Source organism: Mesorhizobium sp. M1334 (assembly GCF_040317995.1).
Taxonomy (GTDB): domain Bacteria; phylum Pseudomonadota; class Alphaproteobacteria; order Rhizobiales; family Rhizobiaceae; genus Mesorhizobium.
The window spans coordinates 357,399-383,532 of sequence record NZ_JAMYLM010000001.1; the positions used below are offsets into that span (position 1 = coordinate 357,399).

Consider the following 26,134-nt stretch of genomic DNA (forward strand, 5'->3'; position numbering starts at 1 on the left):
TCCTGGAGCCTTCGAAACCGTGCGGCGGGGCTCAGGGCCCGCCGCGCTTTCAAACGAACCTTGTTTCAGGGCTTGATACGATTATGGACACGACAGCCCAACACGAAATGGCGAAGGAAGCGCCTTTGTCTTCCGGACCGCGCCTGACGCTGTCCGGCATCTCGAAAAGCTTTCCCGGCGTACGCGCGCTGCACGACGTCGGCCTGTCGCTATATCCCGGCCAGGTAACCGCGCTGATCGGCGAAAACGGCGCCGGCAAGTCGACGCTGGTCAAAATAATGACCGGCATCTACCAGCCGGATGCTGGCACCATCAGCATCGACGGCCAGCCGGTCACACTGCCCAGCGCGCACGCCGCGTTCGGGCACGGCATCACCGCCATCCACCAGGAAACAGTGCTGTTCGACGATCTGACGGTGGCCGAAAACATCTTCCTCGGCCATGCGCCGCGCACGCGTTTCAAAACCATCGACTGGCGCACCATGCGCAAGAATGCCCGCGAGGTGCTCGACACGATGGGCGCCGGCCATATCGAAGCCGACGCCAGGCTGAAGGATCTCGGTATCGCCAACAAGCACCTTGTGGCGGTTGCCCGCGCCATGTCGATCGACGCCCGGATCGTCATCATGGACGAGCCGACGGCAGCGCTTTCGATGAAGGAGATCGAAGAGCTTTTCCTGCTGATCGAATTCCTCAAGAACGACGGCAAGGCGATCCTGTTCATCAGCCACAAATTCGATGAGATCTACCGCATCGCCGACCGCTATACCGTGTTCCGTGACGGCGAGATGGTCGGCGAAGGCCTGATCAAGGACGCCGGCCAGAGCCAGATCGTGCGTATGATGGTCGGCCGCTCGGTCGATCACATCTTTCCGCAGCGCAAGGCCGAGATCGGCGCGCCGGTGCTGGCCGTCTCCGGCCTGTCGCACCCGACCGAGTTCGACGACATAGGCTTCGAGCTGCACAGGGGCGAAATCCTTGGCTTCTACGGCCTTGTCGGCGCCGGGCGCAGCGAGGTGATGCAGGCGATATCGGGCATCACCCGCACCAGCCGCGGCACGATCACGCTGGAAGGCAAGGCGATCGCGCCGAAATCGGCGGCGGATTCGATCGATGCCGGCATCGTCTATGTGCCGGAGGAACGCGGCAAGCAAGGTGTGGTGATCGGCCTGCCGATCTTCCAGAACGTTTCGCTGCCTTCGCTCAAACGGACATCCAAATCCGGCATATTGCGGCTGGCCGAAGAGTTCGCGCTGGCCCGCTCCTACACCGAGCGGCTCGATCTGCGCGCCTCTTCGCTCAGCCAGGACGTCGGCACGCTGTCGGGCGGCAACCAGCAGAAGATCGTCATCGCCAAATGGCTGGCGACCGCGCCCAGGGTGATCATCCTGGACGAGCCGACGAAGGGCATCGACATCGGCTCCAAGGCGGCCGTGCACGGCTTCATGGCCGAGCTCGTCGCGCAAGGCCTGTCGGTGATCATGGTGTCGTCCGAACTGCCGGAAATCCTCGGCATGTCCGACCGCGTCGTCGTCATGCGCGAGGGCCGTATTGCCGCGGTCTACGAAAATAAGGGGCTCGACGCCGAAACCTTGGTCAGGACGGCAGCGGGGATCGCGTCATGAAGGCTTTTCTCAGATATCGCGAGGTCTGGCTGCTGGCGGCAATCGTCGTGCTGATCGGGCTGATCTCAACGCGGTTTCCAGGTTTTGCCGATCCGGCCAATCTGCGCCAGGTGTTCAACGACACGTCGATCCTGATGATCCTGGCGCTCGGCCAGATGGTCGTCATCCTGACCCGCTCGATCGACCTGTCGATGGCTTCCAACCTCTGCTTCACCGGCATGGTGGTGGCGATGCTGAACGCCGCGCATCCGGCGATCCCGATCCCGCTGCTGATCGTCATCGCACTTCTGGTCGGCCTCGTGCTCGGCGCCATCAACGGCTTGCTGGTATGGCGGCTGAACATTCCCTCGATCGTGGTTACGCTCGGCACCCTCACCATCTACCGCGGCGCCACCTTTGTCATATCAGGCGGCGCCTGGGTCAATGCCGACCAGATGAGCGCTGATTTCATCGGCCTGCAGCGCGCGGCTTTCCTCGGCATTCCGGTGCTGTCCTGGATTGCGATACTGGTTATCGCCCTGTTCTTCCTCGTGATGACGCGCACCGCGCTCGGCCGCTCGATCTATGCCATCGGCGTCAACCCGACCGCATCGGTCTATGCCGGCATCGATGTCGGCCGGACGAAATTCATCGTCTTCTGCATCTCGGGGATGATCGGCGGCCTCTGCGGCTATCTCTGGATTTCGCGCTACGTCATCGCCTCGGTCGAGGTCGCCAATGGCTATGAGCTCAACATCATCGCCGCCTGCGTCATCGGCGGCATTTCGATTGCCGGTGGCATCGGCTCGGTCGGCGGCGCGGTGCTCGGTGCGCTGTTCCTCGGCATCATCTCCAACGCGCTGCCGGTGATCAACATCTCGCCCTTCTGGCAAATGGCGATTTCGGGCAGCGCCATCATCCTGGCCGTGGTGCTCAACGCACGCGGCGAACGCCGGCAAGGCCGCATCATTCTCAAAAAGGCGGAAGCAGCATGATGGACGCCTCGCTTCATTTCTCTGGGACGATTGGAATGTTGCCGTCAGCAACAGTCCTGTTGTCAAAGTGGACGCTGCCCCTCACCCTTGCCCTCTCCCCGTGCAGATACAAGGGGCAGCGCCAAGTTTCGGATGGTGTTGCCACATGACCGATATCGCCAACGCCCCTGCCCCACGCCATATTCCTGACCGGCTCGACAAGCCTTTCACTGCGGCGATTTTTTCATGGGAAGCGCTGCTCGTCGCCGTCGCGGTGGCCATCTTCGCCGTCAACAGCTTTGCCTCGCCCTACTTCCTCGACGCGTGGTCGCTCTCGGACCTGACCTTCAACTTCACGGAAAAGGCGCTGATCGCGCTGGCCATGGCGCTGCTGATCATCTCCGGCGAAATCGACCTGTCGGTCGCCGCCATCATTGCGCTGGCGTCAACGATGATGGGCATGGCGGTGCAGGCCGGCGCCGGCACACCTGCGCTGGTGGCAATCGGCCTCGTCGTTGGGCTCGGCTGCGGCGCCTTCAACGGGCTGCTCGTCACCAGGCTCGGCCTACCGTCGATCGTCGTCACCATCGGCACGATGAGCCTGTTTCGCGGCATTGCCTTCATCATCCTGGGCGACCAGGCCTACAAGGGCTATCCCGCGAGCTTCGCCTTCTTCGGCCAGGGCTATGTCTGGTGGGTGGTGTCGTTCGAACTGACGCTGTTCCTGATCGCGGCAGTCGTCTACTGGTTCCTTCTGCACCGGACGAGCTTCGGCCGCCGGGTCTTTGCCATCGGCAACAACCCGGTCGCGGCGCAGTTTTCCGGCGTACGTGTCGGCCGCATCAAATTCATCCTGTTTTGCCTGACCGGCCTGATGGCGGGCATCGCCTCGGTGCTGATCACATCGCGGCTCGGCTCGACCCGGCCGTCCATCGCGCAGGGCTACGAGCTGGAAGTCATCACCATGGTGGTGCTCGGCGGCGTCAGCATCCTTGGTGGCGCCGGCAGCATTCTGGGTGTGGTGCTGGCGGCGTTCATCATGGGACTGGTGACCTTCGGCCTCGGCCTGCTCAACGTGCCGGGGATCGTCATGTCGATCTTCATCGGCCTGCTGCTGATCATCGTCATCGCACTGCCGATCCTGTGGCGGCGCGTACGGCGGGAGCGCTTTGCCTGATGCCCGAAAAATATGCGTTCAAGATGAAGCTCAATCCGGGCATGAAGGCCGAATACAAGAGGCGCCACGACGACATCTGGCCGTCACTCGTAGCGTTGCTGAAACAGGCCGGTATCTCCGATTATTCGATCCATCTCGACGAGGAGACCAACATACTGTTCGGCGTGCTGTGGCGACGCGATGGCCACGGCATGGACGAATTGCCGAAGCATCCGGTGATGCAGCGCTGGTGGGCCGAAATGACCGACATCATGGAGACGAAGACAAACAACGAGCCGGTGGCGGTGCCGCTGGAAACAATGTTCCATATGGAATGACCCGCAACGTCGCCATCATCGATATCGGCAAGACCAACGCCAAGGTGGCGCTGGTCGATCTTGCCGCAGCAAGCGAAGTCGCGCTGCGCAGGATGGTGAACGAGCCAGTTCGGCAAGGCCCGTACCCGCACGATGACGTCGAGCGGTTATGGGCGTTTATCCTCGGCAGCCTGGCCGAAATCGATCGCGAGCAGCGCATCCATGCGATATCGATCACCACCCATGGCGCAACGGCGGTGCTGGTCGACGCATCTGGCGAACTGGCGCTGCCGGTGCTCGATTACGAATTCGACGGGCCGGATGCCCTTGCCGGGGACTATGACACGATCCGTCCGGCGTTCTCCGAAACCGGCACGCCGCGCCTGCCGGCCGGCCTCAATCTCGGCGCGCAGCTGTTCTGGCAGCAGAAGCGCTTTCCGGCGGATTTCGCCAGAACCGCCGCGATGCTGATGTATCCGCAATACTGGGCCTTGCGCCTGACCGGCATCGCCGCCAGCGAAGTGACGTCACTCGGCTGCCACACTGATCTATGGAACCCGTGGAAAGCGGATTTTTCCTCGCTGGTCGACCGGCTGCAATGGCGCCGGCTAATGGCGCCGGTGCGGCAGGCCAAGGACCGCCTGGGCCCGATCCTGCCCGCCCTCGCGCGGCAAACCGGCCTCGACCCGCAAACGCCGGTATTTTGCGGCCTGCACGATTCCAACGCCTCGCTGCTGCCGCATCTCCTATCCAGCAAGCCGCCTTTCTCCGTCGTCTCGACCGGCACCTGGGTGGTGTCGATGGCGGTCGGCGGCAGCAAGGTCACGCTCGATCCGGCACGCGACACGCTGGTCAATGTCAACGCACTCGGCGATCCCGTGCCGTCGGCGCGCTTCATGGGCGGCCGTGAGTTCTCCCTGCTGACCGAGGGCCAATCGGAGAACTGGACGGAAGACGATGTTGCTACGGTGCTGGCGCGCAAGACGTCCCTATTGCCTTCCACGCAACAGGGTTCGGGGCCGTTTCCGCATCGTACCGCATCATGGTTTAACGCGGACGGTATGAGCGCCGGCCAGCGCTTTGTCGCCATCTCGTTCTACCTGGCGCTGATGACCGCGACCTGCCTCGACCTGATCGGCGCCGAGGGGTCAACCATCGTCGAAGGACCCTTCGCCCGCAACCGGCTGTTCACCCGCATGCTGGCTGCGGCGACAGCACGCGCCGCCATTGCCTCCGAGGCTGCGACAGGCACCAGCATCGGCGCCGCCTTGCTGGCGTCGGACCAGGGGACACCGCAAGGCAGAGGCGAAAGGACCGAACCGTCGGCCGATCCGGTCTGGACAAGTTACGTGCGCTCCTGGCGTTCGGCGGTCGACGAACGAGCCTGACCGCCGAGCTCATGGCGTCCTGATGTTCGGAGATGCCTAAAGCGCATCGCGTTCGATCGGCCTCATGCGATGCGCTTTAGGTTCTTGTTTTTAATGCATGTCGTTATCGCAAAACCGCTGCACACTTTTGCGCGACATGCATTAGCCCGCGTAGAGCAATCCCTGCGGATCGATCTCCGGCTTGCGGCCGGCAATGAGGTCGGCGAGGAACTTTCCCGAACCGCAGGCCATGGTCCAGCCGAGATGGCCGTGGCCGGTGTCGAGGTAGAGATTGTCGTACCGCGCCCGGCCGATGACCGGCACGGAGTTCGGCATCATCGGGCGAAGTCCAGCCCAGAGCTCGGCCTTGCTCTCGTCGAAAGCGCCGGGGAACAGGTCCTTGCCGGTGTTCAGGATCGAGTTGAAATCGCGCGGCTTGAACGTGCGGTCGAAACCGGTGAACTCGGCCGTCGAGGACATCCGCAGCCGATTTCCCAGCCTGGAATAGCCGATCAGCCGGTCCTCGTCGGCGCCGCCCATGATCGGCCCCTTGCTTTCATCTTCCAGCGGAACAGTCACGGTATAGCCCTTCACGGGATAGACGGGCAGGTCGATGCCGTAGCGGCGGCCGAGCAGGCCGCTCTCCGGCCCCATCGAGATGACCACCGCATCGCCGGCCACCGGGCCGGCCGACGTCATCACCGCGCGCACTCGGCCGCCGTCGATGTCGAGGCCTGCGACAGTGGTGCCGTAGAGGAACTGGACACCGAGTTTCTCGGCGGCATAGGCAGCGAGGCGCTGCGTGAATTGGCTGGAGTCGCCGGTCTGGTCGATCGGCGAATAGACGCCGCCGGCTATCTTGTCCTTGGCGGCGGCAAGGCCGGGCTCGAGCTCAACCAGCCGGTCGCGGCCGACGATCTCGATCGGCAGGCCGTGTTCGCCGAGATAACGATAATTGTCGGTGCCGGTATCAAAGCTTTGCTGCGAGCGGAAGAAATAGAGAATGCCTTTCTTGCGCTCGTCATAGTGGATGCCGGTTTCGGCGGAGACGGCGTTGATGCAGTCGCGCGAATAGAGCGCCAGACGCAGCTTGACGTCGGTGTTGGCGCGCATGCGCTTATGCGTGCACTGGCGCAGGAAGCGCAGGCTCCAGGCGAAAAAATACGGATCAAAGCGCAGCCGCACCTTGATGCCGAGATCGTGGTTGTAGAGGCCGCGCAGGAACGTCTTCAGCGCGGCTGGCGAGGCCCAGGCGGTGGCGTCTCCGGGCGACACCAGGCCGGCATTCGACCGGCTGGTGCCGCGTGCTGCCGCCGGATGGCGCTCGATCACCGTCACCTCATGGCCGTCGCTGGCCAGATAATAGGCCGCCGCCGTACCAACGACGCCGGCCCCAAGCACCAGTATTTTCATTCCGCCCCCAGCGCGCTGAACCAAACTTTGCGGAGAGCCCACTTCACCCCAGAGCCGAATTCTTGCTGGTCAGGATGCGCTCCCAGGCAAGCGCATCGGCAACGATCTGGTCGAGGTTGTCGCGCTGCGGGGTCCAGCCGAGCTCGCCGCGCGCCAGCTCCGAATTGGCGACGACCGCGGCGGCGTCGCCGGCGCGGCGATCGCCCATCCGTACCTCGAAATCATGGCCGAAGACGCGGCGGACGCTGTCGATGACCTCGAGCACCGAATAGCCGTGGCTGTAGCCGCAATTGGCGACCAGGCTCGATCCGCCGGCACGCAGCCGCTGCAGCGCCAGCCGATGCGCCGCCGCCAGGTCGCTGACGTGGATATAGTCGCGCATGCAGGTGCCGTCCGGCGTCGGATAGTCGGTGCCGAACACCTGCATGAAGGAGCGCTTGCCGAGCGCCGTCTCGCAGGCGACCTTGATCAGATGCGTGGCACCGGGCGTCGACTGGCCGGTGCGGCCCTTCGGATCGGCGCCGGCGACGTTGAAATAGCGCAGCGCCGTATAGCGCAACCCATGGGCAATCGCCGCGTCGCGCAGCATCCATTCGCTCATCAGCTTGGACAGGCCGTAGGGCGATTCCGGCGCAAGCCGGGCATCCTCGCGCACCGGCTCCAGGCCGGCGCCGCCATAGACGGCGGCGGTCGAGGAAAAGATGAAATTGGGCACGCCTTCGCGCACCGCGGTCTCGATCAAGGTGCGCGTCTTGCAGGTGTTGTTCTCGTAATAGGCAAGCGGGTCGGCGACCGATTCGGGGACCACGATCGAGCCGGCGAAATGGATGATCGCGTCGACCTTATTGTCGCGGATGATCGAGGCAACCAGTTCCCTGTCGGCGACATCGCCGACAACGAGCTTTGCTTCCGGAGCCACTGCCCATTCAAAGCCGGTGGAAAGCCGGTCGAGGACGACGACGCTGTCACCCCTGTCCAGCAATTCCCAGACCATATGGCTACCGATATAGCCGGCCCCGCCTGTCACCAAAACCTTCATCCGCATCCTCGCTATTCATGATTTATCGGAACTGTCTCAATCGTCGCCTTACTGGAAAACCTGCCGCCGAGCCATTAGAACCTGCGGTAACCGGTCTCATCGGCGCGTGGCATTGTCCTGAAACAAGATTGATCCACATCAAGGGAATAGGCCACGTTCCGTGGTCGTTAGGAACAGGCTCGGGGCGTGGCATTTTGACCAAAAAGGCCAAGTGGACGACGAATGGCCCAATGACTATGATCGCGCGCAAAATTGGGAAGGCGACATGAACTACCAGCGGTTTTTCGAGGAAGCGATCGACCAGCTCCATGCAGAGCGTCGCTACCGCGTCTTCGCCGACCTTGAGCGTATCGTCGGGAAATTCCCGCGCGCCATCTGGCGCGCCAATGGCCGCGCCGAGGAAATCACCGTCTGGTGCTCCAACGATTATCTCGGCATGGGCCAGCATCCCGACGTCATTGCCGCGTTCCAGAAGGCGGCAGGCAAGATGGGGTCGGGCGCCGGCGGCACCCGCAACATCTCCGGCACCAGCAACCCGCTGGTCGAGCTCGAACTGGAGCTTGCCGACCTGCACGACAAGGAAGCGGCACTGGTTTTCACCTCCGGCTTCGTTTCAAACGAGGCGTCGATCTCGACCATTGCAAAGCTGCTTCCCAATTGTCTGATCATCTCGGACGAGCTCAACCACGCTTCGATGATCGAGGGCGTGCGGCGCTCGGGCGCCGAGAAGAAGATCTTCCGCCATAATGATGTCACGCATCTCGAAAGCCTGCTGCAGACGGCCGGCCGCGAGCGCGCTAAGCTGATCGTCTTCGAGAGCGTCTATTCGATGGACGGCGACATCGCGCCGATCAAGCAGATCGTCGAGCTCGCCGAGCGTTACAACGCCATGACCTACATCGACGAGGTCCACGCCGTCGGCATGTACGGGCCGCGCGGCGGCGGCATCACCGAGCGCGAAGGGCTGGCCGACCGCATCGACATCATCGAGGGCACGCTGGCCAAGGCGTTCGGCACGCTTGGCGGCTACATCGCCGGCAACACTGCGGTGATCGACGCGGTGCGTTCCTATGCGCCGGGCTTCATCTTCACCACGGCGTTGCCGCCGGCGATCGCTGCAGCGGCAACCACCTCGATCCGCCACCTCAAGCGTTCGCAGGCCGAGCGCGACGCGCAGCTGCGTCAGGCGACACGGACCAAGCAAGTGCTGGCCGCAGCCGGCCTGCCGGTGATGGAATCGCCTACCCACATCGTGCCGCTTCTGGTGGGCGATCCCGAGCTCTGCAAGATGGCCAGCGACCGCCTGCTCGGTGTGCACGGCATCTATATCCAGCCGATCAACTACCCGACAGTGCCGCGCGGCACCGAGCGGCTGCGCATCACGCCTACGCCGTTCCATTCGGACGCGCTGATTGCTTCCCTGCAGGACGCGCTGGTCGAGACATGGGACGCGTTGGGGATTCCCTACGGTTCGGCCGGCCGGCCTTCAGTAGCCAAGAGCGACCGCGTCATTCCGTTGCTGGTGCCGAAGTCGGGCGGGTGAAGCCCGTTTGAAACTCTACTCGGGCTTCGAGGCAGCTCATACACTCGTCATCCATTTCGCCAGCCGGTGCGCGGCTTCTTCGAGCTGGTCGAGGCGGCGGTGGAAGCATAGCCTGAGGAAGGCTTCGCCGCCGGCGCCGAAGGCGGTGCCGGGGGCCAGGCCGACATTGGCGCGGTCAACCATGTCGAAGGCGGCAGCGCGGGAATCGGTGATGCCGTCGACCGCGAAGAACAGATAGAATGCGCCCTGGGGCACGGTGAAGCGCGCCCGGCCGGTTTCGGCAAGAATACCGCAGACCAGGTCGCGCGCCGCCCTCGCCCGCTCCACCTGCTCGACGATGAAGGCATCGCCCTCATCCAGCGCAACGACAGCGCCGCGCTGCATGAACTGGGCAACGCCGGAAGTCGAATACTGGACCAGGTTTTCGAACACCTGCTGCAAGGCGGGATGGATCTTGATCCAGCCGATGCGCCAGCCGGTCATCGCCCAGTTCTTGGAAAAAGAATTGACGAACAGAATGCGGTCCTCATCGGCCATGATGTCGATGAACGACGGCGCGCGGCCGTGGCCGTAATGAAACAGCGAGTAGATCTCGTCGGCGATGATCCACAGACCCCTTTGGCGGGCAAGATCGAGGATCGCCTGCAACGTTTCCTTGTCGGCGGTCCAGCCGGTCGGGTTGGACGGCGTGTTGACAAACAGCGCCCTGGTCCGTGGCGTGATCGCCGCTGCGATCTTGTCGACATCGCAGGACCAGCCATTGCCCGACTGATCGAGCGTGACCGCGACTGGCACGGCGCCGGCTACCCCGGCGGCGGCGGCGAAGTTCGGCCATGCCGGCGACAGGTAGACGAGTTCGTCGCCCTTGCCGGCCACCGCGTCGATGGCCATCTGGATGGCATGCATGCCGGAGCCGGTGACGATGAATTCTTCGTTGGCGAAAGTCTTGCCGAAATGCCTGGTGTAGTAGCGGGCGAGCGCCTGCCTGAGTTCGGGAATGCCTCTCTGCCAGGTGTAGAAGGTCTCGCCGGCGGCGAGTGCCTTGGCGGCGGCATCGGTGATGAAGGCGGGCGTCGGCAGGTCACCCTCGCCGGCCCAGAGCGGGATCATGCCGTCGCGGCCGCGGCCACGGTTCATGACGGCGACAATGCCGCTTTCAGGCGCCGCCCGAGCCTCGACGCGCAAGGTATCGATCAAGGTCATGGATAGGTCCGTTTTCGTTTGCTCGACTGCTAGCGTGTTTCAGGGCGGACGAAAACAGAAAACCCCGGCCGCAAGCGACCAGGGTTTTGGTCCAGAAAGTTGCCGCAGGCGCTACTTTCTGGCGAGGAGATCGCGAATTTCGGTGAGCAGCGCGACATCGGGCGGCGGCGGGGCAGCCGGGGCGGCCGGTTTCTCGCGCTCCAGCCGCCGGCGCAGATTGTTCACCGCCTTGACCATCAGGAAGATGATGAAGGCAAGGATAAGGAAGTTCAGCGCCACGGTGATGAAGCTGCCATAGGCGAAAACAGCCCCCTGTTTCTTCGCATCCGCCAGCGATGTGGCGTTAACAGCCGAGGACAAGGGCAGAAAGTAGTTGTTGAAGTCCAATCCGCCCAAAATCGCCCCGATGACCGGCATGATGATGTCGTTGACCAGGGAGTCGACGATTCTGCCGAAAGCAGCGCCGATGATGACGCCGACGGCCAGGTCCATCACATTGCCCCTGGAAATGAATTCCTGAAATTCTTTCAGCATTCGACTCCTCCTTGTCCTGACCGACCGTGCTGCCGTCCGCTCCTCCGGCATCGACCGGCAGGCAGAATAGCAAAAACCTGCGGTTGCAACAGGAGCAAAAGCTGGTTTCAGCCGGTCACGATTGCCCGAGGCAGCCGATTTAATACGCCAAAAGCCGCGATGGACTTGATCGCCAAGCTATGATTGCGTCTGATCAAGCCGATCCAAAACCGGCATAGGGAGGAAGTTCGAGGCGTGCAGGGCTGGTTCATCGTCATCATCGCGATTGCCTATGTGACGTTGCTGTTTGCCATCGCCAGCCTGGGCGACCGGCGCTCGACTTCATCCGGCCCCGGCCGCGCCCGGCCCTTCATCTATGCGCTCAGCCTTGCCATCTACTGCACCTCCTGGACCTTCTTCGGCTCGGTCGGGCTGTCCTCCGAGCGCGGCCTCGAGTTCCTCGGCATCTATATCGGACCGGTGCTGGTGTTTGTGTTCGGCTTTCCGCTGCTGCAGCGCATTGTCAGGCTGGCCAAGACCGAGAAGATCACCTCGATCGCCGACTTTCTCGGCGCCCGCTACGGCAAGAGTTTTGCCGTCGCGGCGATCGCCACACTGATCGCGACCATCGGCGCGGTGCCCTATATGGCGCTGCAATTGAAGGCAATCTCCGGCTCGGTCAGCCTGATGGTCGAGCACTATACCGGCGCGCCGCCCTCCTTCGATCCGTTCGTCAGCGACATCTCGCTGGTCGTGGCCATGCTGCTGGCGCTGTTCGCGGTGCTGTTCGGCACGCGCCATGCCGACGCCACCGAGCACCAGGACGGGCTGGTGCTGGCTGTGGCAGTCGAAACGGTGGTCAAGCTCGCCGCCTTTCTGGCGATCGGCCTGATGGTCACGTTCCTGATCTTCGGCGGGCCAGGCGACATGTTCGACCGGCTCGCCGAAAACACGCAGGTGCGCCAGGCGATGGGCTACAACACCTCGCTCGCTACCTGGCTGGTGCTGACATGCCTGAGCGGCTTTGCCATCCTCATGTTGCCGCGCCAGTTCTACGTCACCATCGTCGAAAACCGCAGCGAGGCCGAGCTGCGCACCGCGACATGGGTGTTTCCGCTCTATCTGGTGGCGATCAACCTGTTCGTGCTGCCGATCGCGCTGGCCGGCCTGGAACTGGTCGGCACGAGAACCAGCAGCGATCTCTATGTGCTGTCGCTGCCGCTGTTCAGCGGCCACGACGTGCTGGCCATGGCCGCCTTCATCGGCGGCCTGTCGGCGGCGACCGCAATGGTGATCGTCGAAAGCGTCGCGCTGTCGATCATGATCTCCAACGATCTGGTCATTCCTCTGTTCGTGAGGCGATTGCTGCGGACAACGACCTCCGAGAACGAGGACTGGTCGACGCTCATCTTGAATGTGCGGCGGGCGGCGATCTTCATCATGCTGTTTATCGCCTTCCTCTACTACCGCGAGAGCACCAACAACGCGCGACTGTCCTCGATCGGCCTGATGTCGTTCGCCGCGATCGCGCAGTTCGCGCCGGCCTTGATCGGCGGTCTGGTCTGGCGCGGTGCCAACGGCCGGGGTGCCGCGCTTGGCATGGTCGCCGGCATCGTCGTCTGGAGTTATACGCTGCTGCTTCCCTCGCTCGTCGCGCCCGATACCGGCATCCTCGTCCACGGCCTGTTCGGCTTAGATGCGTTGCGGCCGCAAGCCCTGTTCGGCACCGTCGCCGAACCGCTGAACCATGGCGTGCTGTGGAGCCTGTCTATCAACACGCTGTTTTTTGTGTTCGGCTCGCTGTCGCGGGCGTCGGTGCCGCTGGAGCGCATCCAGGCGTCGATCTTCGTGCCGCGCGAGGCGGGGCCGCTGCCGAGCCTGCGCCGCTTCCGCACCACCATCACCGTCAACGACCTCAAGGACACGATTGCGCGCTATCTCGGTGTCGAACGCACCGAGCGGTCATTCCAGTCATTCGAAAAGAGCAGCGGCACTTCACTGCACGGCAACGAGCAGGCCAGCATGGATGTCATCCGTTTCTCCGAGCAGCTTCTGGCCAGTGCCGTCGGCTCCTCTTCGGCGCGGCTGATCCTGTCGCTGCTGCTGCGCCGCAACGACCGCGAATCCAAGGACGCCTTCCGCCTGCTCGACGACGCCACCGAGGCGCTGCAACACAATCGCGACCTGCTGCAGATCGCGCTCGACCAGATGGAACAGGGCATCACTGTGTTCGACCGGGATTTCCGGTTGATCTGCTGGAACCGCCAGTACCGGGCGCTGTTCGACCTGCCCGACGAGATGGGCCAGGTCGGCGTCTCACTCGATCGTATCCTGCGCCACCTTGCCGAGCGCGGCGATATACCGGCAGATCAACGCGTTACCATGCTGAACCGCCTGACCAGCTTCGTCAGCCCCTGGCAGATGGAGCTGAAGACCAGCGGGCGCATTCTCGAATTGCGCTCCAACCCGATGCCGGACGGCGGCATCGTCGCCACCTACGCCGACATTTCCGGACGCGTCGAGCAGGATCTGGCGCTTAAGCGCGCCAACGAATCCCTGGAACAGCGGGTGAAGAGCCGCACCGCCGAGCTCACCCGCGTCAACGAGGAGCTGGCGCAGGCGCAGATGCTGGCCGAGGAGGCCAATCTCGGCAAGACCCGCTTCCTCGCTGCCGCCGGCCACGACATCTTGCAGCCATTGAACGCCGCCCGCCTCTATTGCTCGTCGCTGATCGAGAAGACCGGCAAGGGGCCTGCCGGCAAGGCGGCGATGAACATCGAATCGTCGCTGGAATCGGTTGAGACCATCCTCGGCGCGGTGCTCGACATTTCGCGCCTCGATACCGGCGCGATGAAGCCGGACGATACGACCTTCGGCCTCGACGGGCTGCTGCGCCAGATCGGCAACGACTTCCGGCCGCTTGCCGCCGAAAAGAAGCTCGAGCTCTCGATCATGCCGTCGTCGCTCAGCGTGATGACGGACCGCAATCTGCTGCGCCGCCTGATCCAGAACCTGGTCTCCAACGCCATCAAGTATACGCGCCGTGGCCGTATCCTGGTCGGCGTGCGGCGGCGCGGCGAACTGGCCGAGATCCAGGTGATCGACACCGGCATCGGCATTGCCGGCGACAAGCTGAACACCGTGTTTCGCGAATTCACCCGGCTGGACGAAGGCGCACGCGAGGCGGAAGGCCTTGGCCTTGGGCTCTCCATTGTCGACCGCATCGCCCGCGTCCTACGCCTCGAAATCCGGATCTTCTCCAACCCCGGCAAGGGCACACGCTTTTCCGTGCTGCTGCCTGTGGCGGCCGTGCAGGCGCCGCGGCGCGAGGCGGAGGCGAAGCCGCCTGCCCGTGCCGCGGCCTCGCTTGCCGGGCTCAATGTGCTCTGCATCGACAACGACGCCCGCATCCTCGACGGCATGCGGCTCCTGCTCGAGGGCTGGGGCTGCAGCGTCGACACGCTTTCCGGCGCGGAGGAGCTCGACAGGTCCGGCATGCATCGGCCGGACATCGTGCTTGCCGACTATCATCTCGACAACAGGACCGGCCTCGAATTGATCGCCCAGCTGCGTGCGATCCATGGCGAGGACCTGCCGGCCGTGCTGGTCACCGCCGACCGGTCCAGCGAGGTTCGCGCCGCCGCCGGCAGGCTCGACGTGCCGGTGATCAGCAAACCGCTGAAACCGGCGATGCTGCGCTCGATGATGGCCAGGGTCAGGCCGCTGGCGCCGGCGGCCGAATAGGGATCAGCCGGCCGTCTGCAGCGGGTCGCTGCCGATTTTGGACAAAAGGATGACCGCCTGGGTGCGGCTGTCGACGCCGAGCTTCTGCAGGATAGCCGAGACATGCGCCTTGATCGTCGCTTCGGAGACCCCGAGCTCATAGGCGATCTGCTTGTTGAGCAGTCCCTCTGCCAGCATGCCGAGCACGCGCGTCTGCTGGGGCGTCAGCGCCTGCAGCCGCTTGATCAGGTCGGAAATCTCGGGATCGCGCTCGACGCCGAGATCGACCCCGGCGGGCGCCGCGATATCGCCTGCGAGCACCGACTGCACCGCATTGCGGATCTCCTCCATGCTGGCCGATTTGGAGATGAAGCCGGAGGCGCCGAGATCGAGCGCGCGCCGGATCGTCACCGGATCGTCATGCGCCGAGACCACCATCATTGGCACCGCCGGATGGATGCCGCGCAACGAAATCAGGCCGGAAAGACCGCTTGCCCCCGGCATCGAGAGATCGAGCAGCACCAGATCGACATCCTCATTGGCCAGGACCAGCGCCTTGGCGCTTTCGAAATCGCCGGCTTCGTGAATGGCGGCAACGTCTCCGATGCCCGCGAGTGCCTCCCTCAATGCCCCGCGAAAAAGCGGATGATCGTCGGCAATGACGAATGTGTAGCCCAACGGTGATATCCCTCCCCCAATCCCGTTGGCGATTTTCCGCCTTGCAGGATCTGAACGATCATAACGCCATGCCTGCTGTTCGGCGTGGCCGGCTTGCTGTTCCCGCCCCAGGTCTTGCTGCGAATTGCCTAGGTCTTTTGCGAATTGGGCTTGGCGCCGTCTTCGTCCTTGTCCATGTCCTTGACGATGTCCATAAAGCTACGCAGGAAGCGCTCCATGTAGCCCATCGTCTTGTTGAAATCCTCCTCGCTGGGCAAAGTCGATTCGAAACGCGCGGCAAGCGAATTTTCGAGCTTGGCGACGCGTTCGTCGAGCGCCTTCACCGAATTTTGCAGGCGGTCGACCTCATCCTGGAAGGCGGCACGTTCGTCGGCCGCCGTCTTGCAGACAAGCTGACCGGAGCGCTCCTCGCAGAGCGACATGGCGCCGGTTTGCGTATCCATGCGGACATAGCCATTGGCCGATTTTTCCAACCGGTAGCGATCGGCTTCCTCGGAAAAGGCCGACGCCGCTATAAGCGAGACCAGTGCTGCGGGGATCAAGACGTGTTTCAGACGCATGTTTTCCTCCATGAGCCATCCAGCGCAATCTATCACAGTTCGCGCCTGAAATGGGGACGAACCTGAAATGGGGAAGAACACGGGCCTGCCCTTCCCCGCGTGGTCGGTTCGGACTATAGCGCAACCATGTCCGAGATCATCTACAAGATAGTTCCCGAGGCGCTTTGGCGCGAGGCCGAAAGGGAAGGCCGCTTCACCGGCGCGCCGATCGACGTCGCCGACGGTTTCATTCATTTTTCCGCCGCCGGGCAGGTTCGGGAAACGGCGGCCAAACATTTCGCCGGCCAGGGCGGGTTGCTGCTGGTCGCCGTCGACGGCGCGCGCCTTGGCGATGCGCTGAAATATGAAGTCTCGCGCGGCGGCGCCTTGTTCCCGCATCTTTACGACGCGCTCGGCCTCGATGCGGTCGTTTCGGTGCAGGCATTGCCGCTCGGCGCCGACGGGCAGCATGAATTCCCGGCGCTGGAGGCCGAATGAGCGCGCTCGGCCGGATCGGCCAGAAACTGCTGTTCACGCTCGATCCGGAAACCGCGCATGGGCTGTCGATCGCCGCGCTGCGATGCGGGCTGCCGGTCGCCGGTCGCCCGCCGCAGGACAACAGGTTAAAGGTCAGCCGTTGCGGGCTCGATTTCCCGAACCCGCTCGGCATGGCCGCGGGTTACGACAAGAATGCCGAAGTGCCGGACGCGCTGCTCGGCCTCGGCTTCGGCTTCGCCGAGGTCGGCACGATCACACCGCTGCCGCAGGGCGGCAATCCGAAGCCGCGCATTTTCCGGCTGCCTTCGGACGGGGCGGTGATCAACCGGCTGGGCTTCAACAATGAGGGCCACGACGCCGCGGAAAAGCGCCTTGCCGCCCGCATGGGCCGTGCCGGCATCGTCGGCGTCAACATCGGCGCCAACAAGGACAGCACCGACCGCGTCGGTGACTATGAACGCGGCGTGGTCCGGTTTGCGCGATATGCCAGTTATCTGGCAATCAACATCTCCTCGCCGAACACGCCGGGCCTGCGCAACATGCAGGCACGCGAACAACTTGGCGAACTTCTGTCGCGTGTCATGGCCGCGCGTGCGGCAGCATCCGCGAAACCACCCGTCTTCCTCAAGATCGCGCCGGACCTGGTCGAGGCCGAGTTGGAGGACATCGCCGCCGAGCTCACCGACAAGCAGATTGACGGCCTCATCGTCTCCAACACCACGATCGCGCGATCCGGCCTGCGCAGCGCCGGCCTTGCCGGCGAGGCTGGCGGGCTTTCGGGGAAACCCTTGTTCGAGCGCTCGACCATCGTGCTGGCAAGGATGCGAAAACTGCTTGGCCCGGATCCCACTATCATCGGCGTCGGCGGCGTTGATTCCGCCGAGACGGCCCTGGAAAAGATCCGCGCCGGCGCCGATCTCGTGCAGCTCTATACCGGCATGATCTATGCTGGGCCCAGGCTGCCGGGGCGCATTCTTTCCGGCATGGCCCGTTTCATGGACAGTCAAGGGCTGAAGTCGCTGCGCGAGCTTCGCGACAGCCGCCTCGATCAATGGGCGGCGAAACCGCTTTAGCGATCAGCCAAAGGCGGTGCGCACCCGCAGCCGCAATATGGCGAGCAGGCTGAAGCCGCGTACCAGCAGGAAGACGTGCAACGCCGCCCACAAGCCGTGATTGCCCAAGGCCGGCACCAGAATCAGCAGGGCGGCGCTGAACGACAGGAACGACACCAGCATCATGTTGCGCATGTCGCGCGACCACGTTGCGCCGATGAAGACACCGTCCATCTCGAAAGCCAGCACGCCGCTGAGCGCGGTGAACGCCGCCCATGGCAAGTAGATGTCGGCAATGGCGCGGACGTCTGTCGAGGTCGTGATCAGGGCGACGAGATCGGTGCCCTCCAGCAGGAAGAAGACCGTCGCCGCGCCCGCCAGACCGAGCCCCCAAAGCAGCGTCAGCCGCACCGCCTGGTTAAAGGCGGTGGCGGCGCGCGCTCCAATGGCGCGGCCGGCGAGCTGCTCGGCGGCAGTGGCGAAACCATCGAGGAAATAGCCGGCAACCAGGAAGAGGTTCATCAGCACGGCGTTGGCGGCCAGCGTCAGCGTGCCGAACTGCGCGCCTTGGCGCGTGAACATCGCAAAGGCGGCGAGCAGCGAAAAGGAGCGGATCATGATATCGCGATTGAGCGACATCATGCGCAGGAATGCCGGCAAGTCGAGGACGCGGTGGCGCGGCAGCGTGGGCGCTGCCCAAAAGCGTCGGCCGACAATGGCGAGACCAAGCAGCATGGCGACGAATTCGCCGGTGACCGTTGCCCAGGCAACGCCGGCAACGCCCCAGCCGAGCTCCAGGCCAAGCAGGAAGCAGAGGGCGATGTTGATGCCGTTCAATATCAATTGCAGCATCAGCCCAAGCCCGCCCTCGCCGCGCCCAAGTACGTAGCCAAGGATGGCGTAATTGATCAGCGAGAACGGTGCTGCGAGCATCCTGATGCGGATATAGACGTCCATCGCCGCGCTGACGCGCGGTTCGGCGCCGATGAACCATTGCCCGGCGGCGGAAACCAGCGGCGCAAGCGCGGCAAGCACGACGCCGGCGACGACCGCGATCAGCACGGCGCGCCAGAACACCGCCTGCTCCTCCAGCGCATCGCCGCGCCCGAAGGCCTGGGCGACGAGGCCGGTGGTGCCGGAGCGCAGGAAGTTGAAGGTGGTGAAAACGACGTCGAAGATCAGGGCGCCGGCCGCCAGGCCGCCGAGAAGGGCGGCGTCGCCGAACTGCCCAACCACCGCCGTGTCGACGATTCCGAGCAACGGCGTCGTCAGATAGGCGAGCGTCATCGGCACGGCGATGGCGAGCACCGAGCGGTTGGTGACGACGAAGGCCCTGGCTTCGGTGGCGTGGGCTTCGGTGGGTAAAGCCTGCTCCAAACGCGTGTTGCTTCCTGTTGCGGCTTGATCGGCTGGCCGATGTGCCCCAATTTGCGGACCTCGCGCAACCATCCACCCCGCTATGGTCAACCGAAACCCGCCTCTGGCGCACCGCCCGTCCCATGCCCTTGCAGATCGTTCATCATCCCGACTACGACGCCGGCTTCGCCGTCAACCACCGCTTCCCGATGAGCAAATATCCGCTGCTGATGGATGCCTTGCGGGCGCGCGGCCTGGCGCAGCCCGAAGCGCTCAACATGCCGGAGGCGGCGCGGCCATCATGGCTGAAGCTTGCCCACGCGGCAGACTATGTCGACCAGGTGCTTGCCTGCGAAGTGCCGGTGAGGATCGAGCGCGAGATCGGTTTCCCCATTGGACAGCGGGTTTCGCTGAGGGCGCAGCTCGCAACGGCCGGCACGGTGCTGGCGGCGCGGCTGGCCTTGCTGACCGGCATCGCCTGCAACACCGCCGGCGGCAGCCATCATGCGCGGCGCGCGCAAGGCGCCGGCTTCTGCACCTTCAATGACGTAGCCGTTGCCGCGCTGGTGCTGCTTGCCGAAGCTGCTGCCCAAAACATCCTGGTCGTCGACCTCGACGTGCATCAGGGCGACGGCACGGCCGACATCCTGGGCGACGAGCCGCGCGTGTTCACCTTCTCCATGCATGGCGACCGCAACTACCCCGCGCGCAAGATCGCCTCCGATCTGGACATCGCCCTGCCCGACGGCGCCGGCGATGCAGCCTATCTGGAGCGGCTGAACGCCATCCTGCCGGAGCTGTCGGCGCGAAGGCGCTGGGATCTCGTCTTCTACAATGCCGGCGTCGATGTCCATGTCGAGGACCGGCTCGGCAGGTTGTCGCTCACGGATGACGGGCTGCGCGCCCGTGACGATATGGTGATCCGCCATTTCCGCACGCTCGATATCCCGGTGTGCGGGGTCATCGGCGGCGGCTATTCGGCGGATGTCGCAGCACTCGCCGCACGCCACGCCATCCTGTTCGAGGTGGCTGCGGAATACGCCTGAAATTCACTTCCTGAAATTGGCGATCCTGAGCAGGATAAAGGCCGGCACGACGATCGCAGCACCGAGCAGGATGTAGCCGAGGAAACGGTCGATGGCGTGGAAGCCCAAATTCCACAGGTCGATGAAGAATTTGCGGATGCCGTAAAGCACGTCCATCGGCGACCAGCCGAAGGCATTCATGACCAGGCCGACGAGGAACGACACCACAAGCAGCTTCAGGATCACCCGGAGCGGCGTATCGCCGAGAAAGCGGTTCAGTGCGGACAAGGCCTGTCTCCACAGTCGGGTGCCGCGATTCGGGCACATGCCCAGAAATACGCAGTTGACAGCCCTGCATCAAGCCGAGCCCTCAAACCGGATTGCGCATCGGCGCCGGGCCATGATATCGGAGGAACCAGCGCGGGTATGATGTAATGGTAGCTTGTCAGCTTCCCAAGCTGAACGCGCGGGTTCGATTCCCGCTACCCGCTCCAGCTTTTGCCCCAGTGCATTGCACTTGGTTTGGCCAAGCTGAAAACCAGCGGACTTACAGCCAGTTTTTTGCAACCCGGCTGGCCGCCTTTCATCTGTTTGGCCGATGTACCGGTTCCTGGAATATTTCACATTGAGGGTCGGCGGGGCCTCGAATGACCCCAACCGGAATGTCTACCCTTTGCCCGCTGGCTTCTGCTGGCGGGCTTTTTTGAGCATCTTCGGTATTGCCAACGTGCACCGGCGCCGCTCGGGGCCACGGAATGCGCCTCGCTACTCGCTCCAAGCCTCAGCCCACCTCTCGCAAAATGAAATCGTGCAGCATCTTGGCTGCCGGCGACAGCGCGCGGTTCTTCACCGTGATCAGGCTGTAGGGTCTGACCTCGATGTCGAACTCGGTCTGGACAACATCGATGGCGCCGGCCAGGCCTTCCGGGTTCTGGATGAACTTCGCGACCTGGATCGAAACCGGTGCGATGGCGTCGGATTGCGCGACCATGACCAGAGTCAATAGCAGCGAGCTGGTATTGAGGATGCGGTCCGGCAGCGCGATGTTTCGGTTCAGAAAGTTACTCTCCATCGCCTGGCGCAGCGGCGAGCCGCCCGACTGGAAAACCCAGTCATAGGCGGCGGTGTCTTCCAGCCGCACCACCTTGCCCTTGGTCAGCGGGTGGCCGCGGCGCACGATCAGGCAGGCCTTCTCGACGCCGATGACGCGGGCTTCGAACAGCCGCGGATTGAGGTCGTCGGGGATGCGGGCGATGATGAAATCGTGGCGCGAGGCGATCAGCTCGCGCGCCAACACGTTCGAGGTCTCGACCTGCATGGTGATTTCGATGCGCGGATAGAGGCGCCGGATCTCGCGGATCGCCGGTACCGCCAGCTCGATCGCCGGTGCTGTTACCGCCCCCAGGAACACCGAGCCGCCCTTGCCCGCCTTGAGCTCGAAAATCTCACGGTCGACCTCGCGCATCTCGAGCAGGATCGATCGCGCGCGCCGTGCCAACGCCTTGCCATAGGGCGTCAGCGTGATGCCGCGCGGCAGCCTTTCGCAGAGCTTGACATCGAGCACGGCCTCCATCTCGGCGATCATGCGCGAGGCCGCCGGCTGCGAGATGTTCATGACCTGGGCCGCGGCACTCACCCTGCCGTGCTCGTCGAGGGCTGCGATCATGCGCATGTGACGCAGGCTCAAGCCGCTGCGCAGCAAGGTTCCGCCAGCACCCGGGATTTCATCGTAACCGGCTGATATTCCGCCAGGATTTCGCAGCGCCGCCATGATTTCTCCCTACTCGCACGCCCGCCGCCCCGGCAAAATCCGGCAGCGTCGTCACTAGCCTAAGCCATATCAGTCTCGATATAGCAACCATCAAAGATCGCATTTGACAGTTATGGCAAAGCGACACACCCTTCGCGCGTCCTGAGACTTGACGATCGGTGACGAGAGAAAACTCGTATCGATTGAACCCAGAGTTTCGGGGCCGATTGGGAGGATACCGGAGATCGATGACGGCAGCGGCGCCTTTGGCGCTCCTGCACGATTGCGCGGCCCACGAAACCCAAGGGTACGCGTCCATCAACCAGGGAGAGTTAATGTGAAGATTATCAAGACACTGGCCGCCGTCGCGGCCCTAGGCATCGCGGCCATGACGCTGCCGGCGCAGGCTGGCGAAGGGTTGATCGGCGTGCTGATGCCCACCAAGACCTCGCAGCGCTGGATCAACGACGGCGACGCCGTCAAGTCCCAGCTCGAGGCTTTGGGCTACACTGTCGACCTGCAATACGCGCAGGACGACATTCCGAACCAGCTCAGCCAGCTGGAAAACGAAATCACCAAGGGACCGAAGGCGCTGATCATCGCTTCGATCGACGGCACCACGATGGGCGACGCGCTGCAGAAGGCCAATGACGCCGGCGTTGTCGTCGTCGCTTACGACCGCCTGATCAAGAAGACGCCAAATGTCGACTACTACACCACCTTCGACAATTTCGGCGTCGGCGTCATCCAGGCCAAATCGCTGCTCAAGGGCCTCGGTTATCCCGAGAAGAAGGGCCCGTTCAACATCGAGCTGTTCGGCGGTTCGCCGGACGACAACAACGCGTTCTTCTTCTATAACGGCGCCATGTCGGTTCTTCAGCCGCTGATCGACGACAAGACCCTCGTCGTGAAGTCCGGCCAGATGGGCATGGACAAGGTCGGCACGCTGCGCTGGCTGGCGGCAACCGCCCAGGCCCGCATGGACAATCTGCTCTCCGCCAACTACTCGGACGGCAGCCGCGTCGATGGCGTGCTTTCGCCCTATGACGGCCTGTCGCGCGGCATCATCGCTTCGCTGCGCGCCGTAGGCTACGGCACCGCCGATCAGCCATGGCCGATCGTCACCGGACAGGACGCCGAGACCGCTTCGGTCAAGGCGATCATCGCCGGCGAACAGTATTCGACCGTGTTCAAGGACACCCGCGAACTCGCCAAGGCGACGGTCGAACTCGTCGACAAGGTGCTCTCTGGCGGCAAGCCGGAAGGCCTCGACACCACGACCTACAACAACGACGTCAAGGTCGTTCCCTCGATCCTGTTGACGCCGCATGACGTCGACAAGTCGAACTACCAGGCGCTGGTGGTCGACTCCGGCTACATCAAGGCTGAAGAACTGAAGTAATCGCGGTTATAAAGCCTGGGGTCCTGCGCAGGCAGGGCCCCTTTTCGTTGGCGAGCCAGCCCGGTATTGTTTGCGGACCTCGCAGGAGTGGTATTCTCAATGGCATCGACGATTTTGGAGATGCGCGACATCACCAAGACGTTTCCCGGCGTCAAGGCGCTGTCGAACGTCAAGCTCATGGTCGAGGAAGGCGAGATCCATGCCGTGGTCGGCGAGAACGGCGCCGGTAAGTCGACGCTGATGAAGGTGCTGTCGGGCGTGTATCCGTCCGGCACTTACGACGGCCAGATCATCTATCGCGGCGACGAGTGCCATTTCAAAGGTATCCACGACAGCGAGCGCAAGGGCATCGTCATCATCCATCAGGAGCTTGCGCTGGTGCCGATGCTGTCGATCGCCGAAAACATCTTTCTCGGCAACGAGCACGCCAGATACGGCGTCATCGACTGGAACGCCAACGAGGCGCGCACCAGCGCCCTGCTCAAGAAGGTCGGCCTCAAGGAAGACCCCAACACGCTGATCACCAATATCGGCGTCGGCAAGCAGCAGCTGGTCGAGATCGCCAAGGCGCTCAGCAAGGAAGTGAAGCTGCTCATTCTCGACGAGCCGACGGCGAGCCTGTCCGAAAAGGACAGCCAGGCGCTGCTCGATCTGCTGCTCGAATTCAAGCGGCAGGGCATCACTTCTATCCTGATCTCGCACAAGCTCAACGAGGTGAACCGGGTCGCCGACAAAGTCACCATCATCCGTGACGGCCGGACCATCGAGACGCTGGCCAAGAAGGACATCTCGGAGGACCGCATCATCACCTCGATGGTCGGCCGTTCGCTTGACGACCGCTATCCGCCGCGCGAGCCGAACATCGGCGAGATCGTTCTCGAAGTGAAAAACTGGTCGGTCTACCACCCCATCCATGCCGAGCGGCAGGTCATCAAGGGCATCAACCTCAACGCCCGCAAGGGCGAAGTGGTCGGGATTGCCGGGCTCATGGGCGCCGGCCGGACCGAGTTTGCCATGAGCCTGTTCGGCCGGTCCTACGGCCGCCGCATAACCGGCGAGGTGTTCCTCAACGGCAAGCCGATCGACGTCTCTTCGGTGAGCAAGGCGGTGGAACACGGCATCGCCTACGTTACCGAGGACCGCAAGACCTACGGTCTCAACCTGATCGACCACATCAAGCACAACATCACGCTGGCCAACCTGCCCGGCGTGTCGCGCCACGGCGTGATCGACGATTTGCGCGAGCTTTCGGTCGCCAACGATTATCGCGGCAGGACCAACATCCGCGCCTCGAGCGTCTACCAGATGACCGGCAACCTTTCTGGCGGCAATCAGCAGAAGGTGGTGCTGTCGAAATGGCTGTTCGCCAATCCGGAAGTGCTGATCCTCGACGAGCCGACACGTGGTATCGACGTCGGCGCCAAATATGAAATCTATACGATCATCGCGCGTCTCGCCTCCGAGGGTAAGGCAATCATCGTCATCTCGTCGGAAATGCCCGAACTGCTCGGCATCACCGACCGCATCTACGTCATGAACGAAGGACGCATCGTCGGCGAAATGGCGGCAAGCGACGCCAGCCAGGAAAAGATAATGCGCGCCATCGTCCGCGGAGAAGGAAAAGCATCATGAGCACCGAAAGCGCTCCCGGGCCGCAGACCGGCGTTGCCCAGGATCTACAACAGGGACCTCGCATTGCCGTCTCGGCGCTGGTCACCAATCTGCGCGAATACGGGTTGGTCCTGGCGTTGATCGCAATCATGGTGTTCTTCCAGTTCACCACGTCCGGAACGCTGTTCAAGCCGGTGAACCTCAGCAATCTCGTGCAGCAGAACAGCTTCATCATCGTGATGGCGCTGGGCATGCTTCTGGTGATCGTTTCGGGTCACATCGATCTCAGCGTCGGCTCCGTCGCCGGCTTCATCGGCGCACTGGCGGCGATGATGATGGTCATCTGGCCGCTTGGCCCATTGAGCAATCCGCTGGTGGTGTCGATCATCTGCCTGATCGTCGGTGGTGCGATCGGCGCGGCACAAGGCTACTGGATTGCCTATCACCGAATACCGAGCTTTATCGTCACGCTGGCGGGCATGCTGATCTTCCGCGGCATCTGCCAGGCGCTGCTCGGTGGCGGGTCTTCCGTGGGGCCGCTTCCAGTCGGCTTCAAGGCGCTCAGTTCCGGCTTCATTCCGGACCTGATCGGCCCATTGACACTGATACCGCCAACCGTGAACGCCGCCGGCAAAACCATTGTCGGCAGCGGCCTCACGCTGCACCTGACGACGATCGTGATCGGCCTCGTCGCCGTGCTCGCCTATGCCTATTTCGGGCTCAGGGCACGGCGCACCCGCGAGAAGCATGGCTACGAAGCCGAGCCCTTCTCGCTGTTCGTCGTCAAGACCCTGGTGATCAGCGCGCTGGCGCTGTTTCTCGTTTACCAATTCGCCACCTATAGGGGCCTCCCCATCGTTCTCATGGTGATGGGTGTGCTGATCGCGTTGTTCGTCTTCGTTACCAAACGCATGACGATCGGCCGCCGCATCTATGCGATGGGCGGCAATGCCAAGGCAGCCCAGCTATCGGGCATCAAGACCGAACGGCTGACGTTGATGGTGTTCATCAATATGGGCGTGCTGTCGGCACTCGGCGGCCTGATTATCGCAGCGCGCCTGGGGCAGGCTGTGCCGGCGGCCGGCCTCGGCAGCGAGCTCGACGTCATCGCCGCGGTGTTCATCGGTGGCGCTTCGGCGATGGGCGGCGTCGGCCAGGTCATCGGCGCGGTGGTCGGCGGCTTCATCATGGGCGTCATGAACAACGGCATGTCGATCATGGGCGTCAATGTCGACTGGCAGCAGGTGGTCAAAGGCCTGGTGCTGCTCGGCGCCGTCGTCTTCGACGTCTACAACAAGAACAAGGCTTGAGAGGCAACCAGGAGGCATACGGGTCACATCGCGGCGCTGCCGGGCGGCGCAAAGAAGTCCC

22 protein-coding genes and 1 tRNA gene are annotated in these 26,134 nt (G+C 63.3%); 14 read left to right on the top strand and 9 right to left on the bottom strand.

Annotated features, from left to right (window positions below):
• The first annotated feature begins 83 nt into the window (after nucleotides 1-83).
• The 5 genes from NKH17_RS01775 (at nucleotide 84) to NKH17_RS01795 (ending at nucleotide 5,439) form a co-directional block, all read left to right on the top strand.
• Nucleotides 84-1,625, top strand: coding sequence for a sugar ABC transporter ATP-binding protein (locus NKH17_RS01775; RefSeq protein ID WP_352898465.1), 1,542 nt, complete (start codon nucleotides 84-86; stop codon nucleotides 1,623-1,625).
• Nucleotides 1,622-2,599 (top strand): ABC transporter permease, encoded by a 978-nt coding sequence (locus NKH17_RS01780; protein WP_352644294.1) that lies wholly within the window; start codon nucleotides 1,622-1,624, stop codon nucleotides 2,597-2,599. The genes NKH17_RS01775 and NKH17_RS01780 overlap by 4 nt, the downstream gene beginning before the upstream one ends.
• A gap of 154 nt (nucleotides 2,600-2,753) precedes the next feature.
• Nucleotides 2,754-3,755: an ABC transporter permease gene (locus tag NKH17_RS01785; RefSeq protein ID WP_502910575.1), complete on the top strand. Its 1,002-nt coding sequence runs from the start codon at nucleotides 2,754-2,756 to the stop codon at nucleotides 3,753-3,755.
• Nucleotides 3,755-4,072: an L-rhamnose mutarotase gene (rhaM, locus tag NKH17_RS01790; RefSeq protein WP_352898469.1), complete on the top strand. Its 318-nt coding sequence runs from the start codon at nucleotides 3,755-3,757 to the stop codon at nucleotides 4,070-4,072. Before NKH17_RS01785 ends, rhaM begins: the two co-directional genes overlap by 1 nt.
• On the top strand, nucleotides 4,069-5,439 hold the full coding sequence (locus NKH17_RS01795; protein WP_352898471.1) for an FGGY-family carbohydrate kinase: 1,371 nt from the start codon (nucleotides 4,069-4,071) through the stop codon (nucleotides 5,437-5,439). The genes rhaM and NKH17_RS01795 overlap by 4 nt, the downstream gene beginning before the upstream one ends.
• A 141-nt stretch (nucleotides 5,440-5,580) precedes the next feature.
• On the opposite strand, the gene NKH17_RS01800 is transcribed toward NKH17_RS01795, so the two are convergent.
• Nucleotides 5,581-6,831 (bottom strand): D-amino acid dehydrogenase, encoded by a 1,251-nt coding sequence (locus tag NKH17_RS01800; RefSeq protein WP_352898473.1) that lies wholly within the window; start codon nucleotides 6,829-6,831, stop codon nucleotides 5,581-5,583.
• Nucleotides 6,832-6,874: 43 nt separating this feature from the next.
• On the bottom strand, nucleotides 6,875-7,870 hold the full coding sequence (gene galE / locus NKH17_RS01805) for a UDP-glucose 4-epimerase GalE (protein WP_352969967.1): 996 nt from the start codon (nucleotides 7,868-7,870) through the stop codon (nucleotides 6,875-6,877).
• Nucleotides 7,871-8,135: 265 nt separating this feature from the next.
• Here galE and hemA point away from each other — a divergent pair, with 265 nt between their 5' ends.
• Nucleotides 8,136-9,413 carry a 5-aminolevulinate synthase gene (hemA, locus tag NKH17_RS01810; protein WP_352898477.1) on the top strand — a complete coding sequence of 426 codons (1,278 nt, stop codon included), beginning with the start codon at nucleotides 8,136-8,138 and terminating at the stop codon, nucleotides 9,411-9,413.
• A gap of 36 nt (nucleotides 9,414-9,449) precedes the next feature.
• Here hemA and NKH17_RS01815 read toward each other — a convergent pair whose 3' ends face one another.
• Both NKH17_RS01815 and mscL read right to left on the bottom strand, forming a co-directional pair.
• Entirely contained in the window at nucleotides 9,450-10,616 is a 1,167-nt protein-coding gene (locus NKH17_RS01815; protein WP_352898479.1) for a pyridoxal phosphate-dependent aminotransferase, read from the bottom strand.
• Between the two features lie 111 nt (nucleotides 10,617-10,727).
• Nucleotides 10,728-11,150, bottom strand: a complete 423-nt coding sequence (gene mscL, locus NKH17_RS01820; protein ID WP_352898481.1) for a large conductance mechanosensitive channel protein MscL — start codon at nucleotides 11,148-11,150, stop codon at nucleotides 10,728-10,730.
• Between the two features lie 234 nt (nucleotides 11,151-11,384).
• Between mscL and NKH17_RS01825 the strand changes: the two genes are divergently transcribed.
• On the top strand, nucleotides 11,385-14,873 hold the full coding sequence (locus NKH17_RS01825) for a PAS domain-containing hybrid sensor histidine kinase/response regulator (protein WP_352898484.1): 3,489 nt from the start codon (nucleotides 11,385-11,387) through the stop codon (nucleotides 14,871-14,873).
• 3 nt (nucleotides 14,874-14,876) lie between these two features.
• Here NKH17_RS01825 and NKH17_RS01830 read toward each other — a convergent pair whose 3' ends face one another.
• Together NKH17_RS01830 and NKH17_RS01835 are read right to left on the bottom strand one after the other, a co-directional pair.
• A complete protein-coding gene (locus tag NKH17_RS01830) occupies nucleotides 14,877-15,539 on the bottom strand; it encodes a response regulator (RefSeq protein WP_473556440.1) in 663 nt (220 codons plus the stop codon).
• A gap of 119 nt (nucleotides 15,540-15,658) precedes the next feature.
• A complete protein-coding gene (locus tag NKH17_RS01835; protein WP_352898486.1) occupies nucleotides 15,659-16,090 on the bottom strand; it encodes a hypothetical protein in 432 nt (143 codons plus the stop codon).
• Nucleotides 16,091-16,216: 126 nt separating this feature from the next.
• On the opposite strand from NKH17_RS01835, the gene NKH17_RS01840 reads away from it, so the two are divergent.
• Entirely contained in the window at nucleotides 16,217-16,567 is a 351-nt protein-coding gene (locus tag NKH17_RS01840; RefSeq protein ID WP_254816344.1) for a DUF952 domain-containing protein, read from the top strand.
• Nucleotides 16,564-17,640, top strand: coding sequence for a quinone-dependent dihydroorotate dehydrogenase (locus NKH17_RS01845; RefSeq protein WP_352898488.1), 1,077 nt, complete (start codon nucleotides 16,564-16,566; stop codon nucleotides 17,638-17,640). The genes NKH17_RS01840 and NKH17_RS01845 overlap by 4 nt, the downstream gene beginning before the upstream one ends.
• Nucleotides 17,641-17,643: 3 nt before the next feature.
• Here the strand turns inward: NKH17_RS01845 and NKH17_RS01850 are convergent, their stop codons facing one another.
• A complete protein-coding gene (locus tag NKH17_RS01850; protein ID WP_352898614.1) occupies nucleotides 17,644-19,068 on the bottom strand; it encodes an MATE family efflux transporter in 1,425 nt (474 codons plus the stop codon).
• Between the two features lie 50 nt (nucleotides 19,069-19,118).
• On the opposite strand from NKH17_RS01850, the gene NKH17_RS01855 reads away from it, so the two are divergent.
• The gene (locus NKH17_RS01855) at nucleotides 19,119-20,021 is read left to right on the top strand and encodes a histone deacetylase family protein (protein ID WP_352898490.1); all 903 of its coding nucleotides are present in this window, start codon (nucleotides 19,119-19,121) and stop codon (nucleotides 20,019-20,021) included.
• A gap of 3 nt (nucleotides 20,022-20,024) precedes the next feature.
• Here the strand turns inward: NKH17_RS01855 and NKH17_RS01860 are convergent, their stop codons facing one another.
• Nucleotides 20,025-20,288 carry a DUF6460 domain-containing protein gene (locus tag NKH17_RS01860; RefSeq protein WP_352475918.1) on the bottom strand — a complete coding sequence of 88 codons (264 nt, stop codon included), beginning with the start codon at nucleotides 20,286-20,288 and terminating at the stop codon, nucleotides 20,025-20,027.
• Between the two features lie 132 nt (nucleotides 20,289-20,420).
• Between NKH17_RS01860 and NKH17_RS01865 the strand changes: the two genes are divergently transcribed.
• Nucleotides 20,421-20,494, top strand: a tRNA-Gly gene (locus NKH17_RS01865).
• Between the two features lie 287 nt (nucleotides 20,495-20,781).
• Here NKH17_RS01865 and NKH17_RS01870 read toward each other — a convergent pair.
• Nucleotides 20,782-21,771, bottom strand: a complete 990-nt coding sequence (locus tag NKH17_RS01870; RefSeq protein ID WP_352898492.1) for a LysR family transcriptional regulator — start codon at nucleotides 21,769-21,771, stop codon at nucleotides 20,782-20,784.
• A gap of 316 nt (nucleotides 21,772-22,087) precedes the next feature.
• Here NKH17_RS01870 and chvE point away from each other — a divergent pair, with 316 nt between their 5' ends.
• The 3 genes from chvE to mmsB all read left to right on the top strand — a co-directional run bounded on the left by chvE (nucleotide 22,088) and on the right by mmsB (nucleotide 26,073).
• Nucleotides 22,088-23,152: a multiple monosaccharide ABC transporter substrate-binding protein gene (gene chvE / locus NKH17_RS01875; protein ID WP_254816339.1), complete on the top strand. Its 1,065-nt coding sequence runs from the start codon at nucleotides 22,088-22,090 to the stop codon at nucleotides 23,150-23,152.
• Between the two features lie 99 nt (nucleotides 23,153-23,251).
• Complete coding sequence (mmsA, locus tag NKH17_RS01880) at nucleotides 23,252-24,784, top strand: multiple monosaccharide ABC transporter ATP-binding protein (protein ID WP_352898494.1); 1,533 nt, start codon at nucleotides 23,252-23,254, stop codon at nucleotides 24,782-24,784.
• On the top strand, nucleotides 24,781-26,073 hold the full coding sequence (mmsB, locus tag NKH17_RS01885) for a multiple monosaccharide ABC transporter permease (RefSeq protein WP_292659525.1): 1,293 nt from the start codon (nucleotides 24,781-24,783) through the stop codon (nucleotides 26,071-26,073). Before mmsA ends, mmsB begins: the two co-directional genes overlap by 4 nt.
• Nucleotides 26,074-26,134 lie beyond the last annotated feature (61 nt).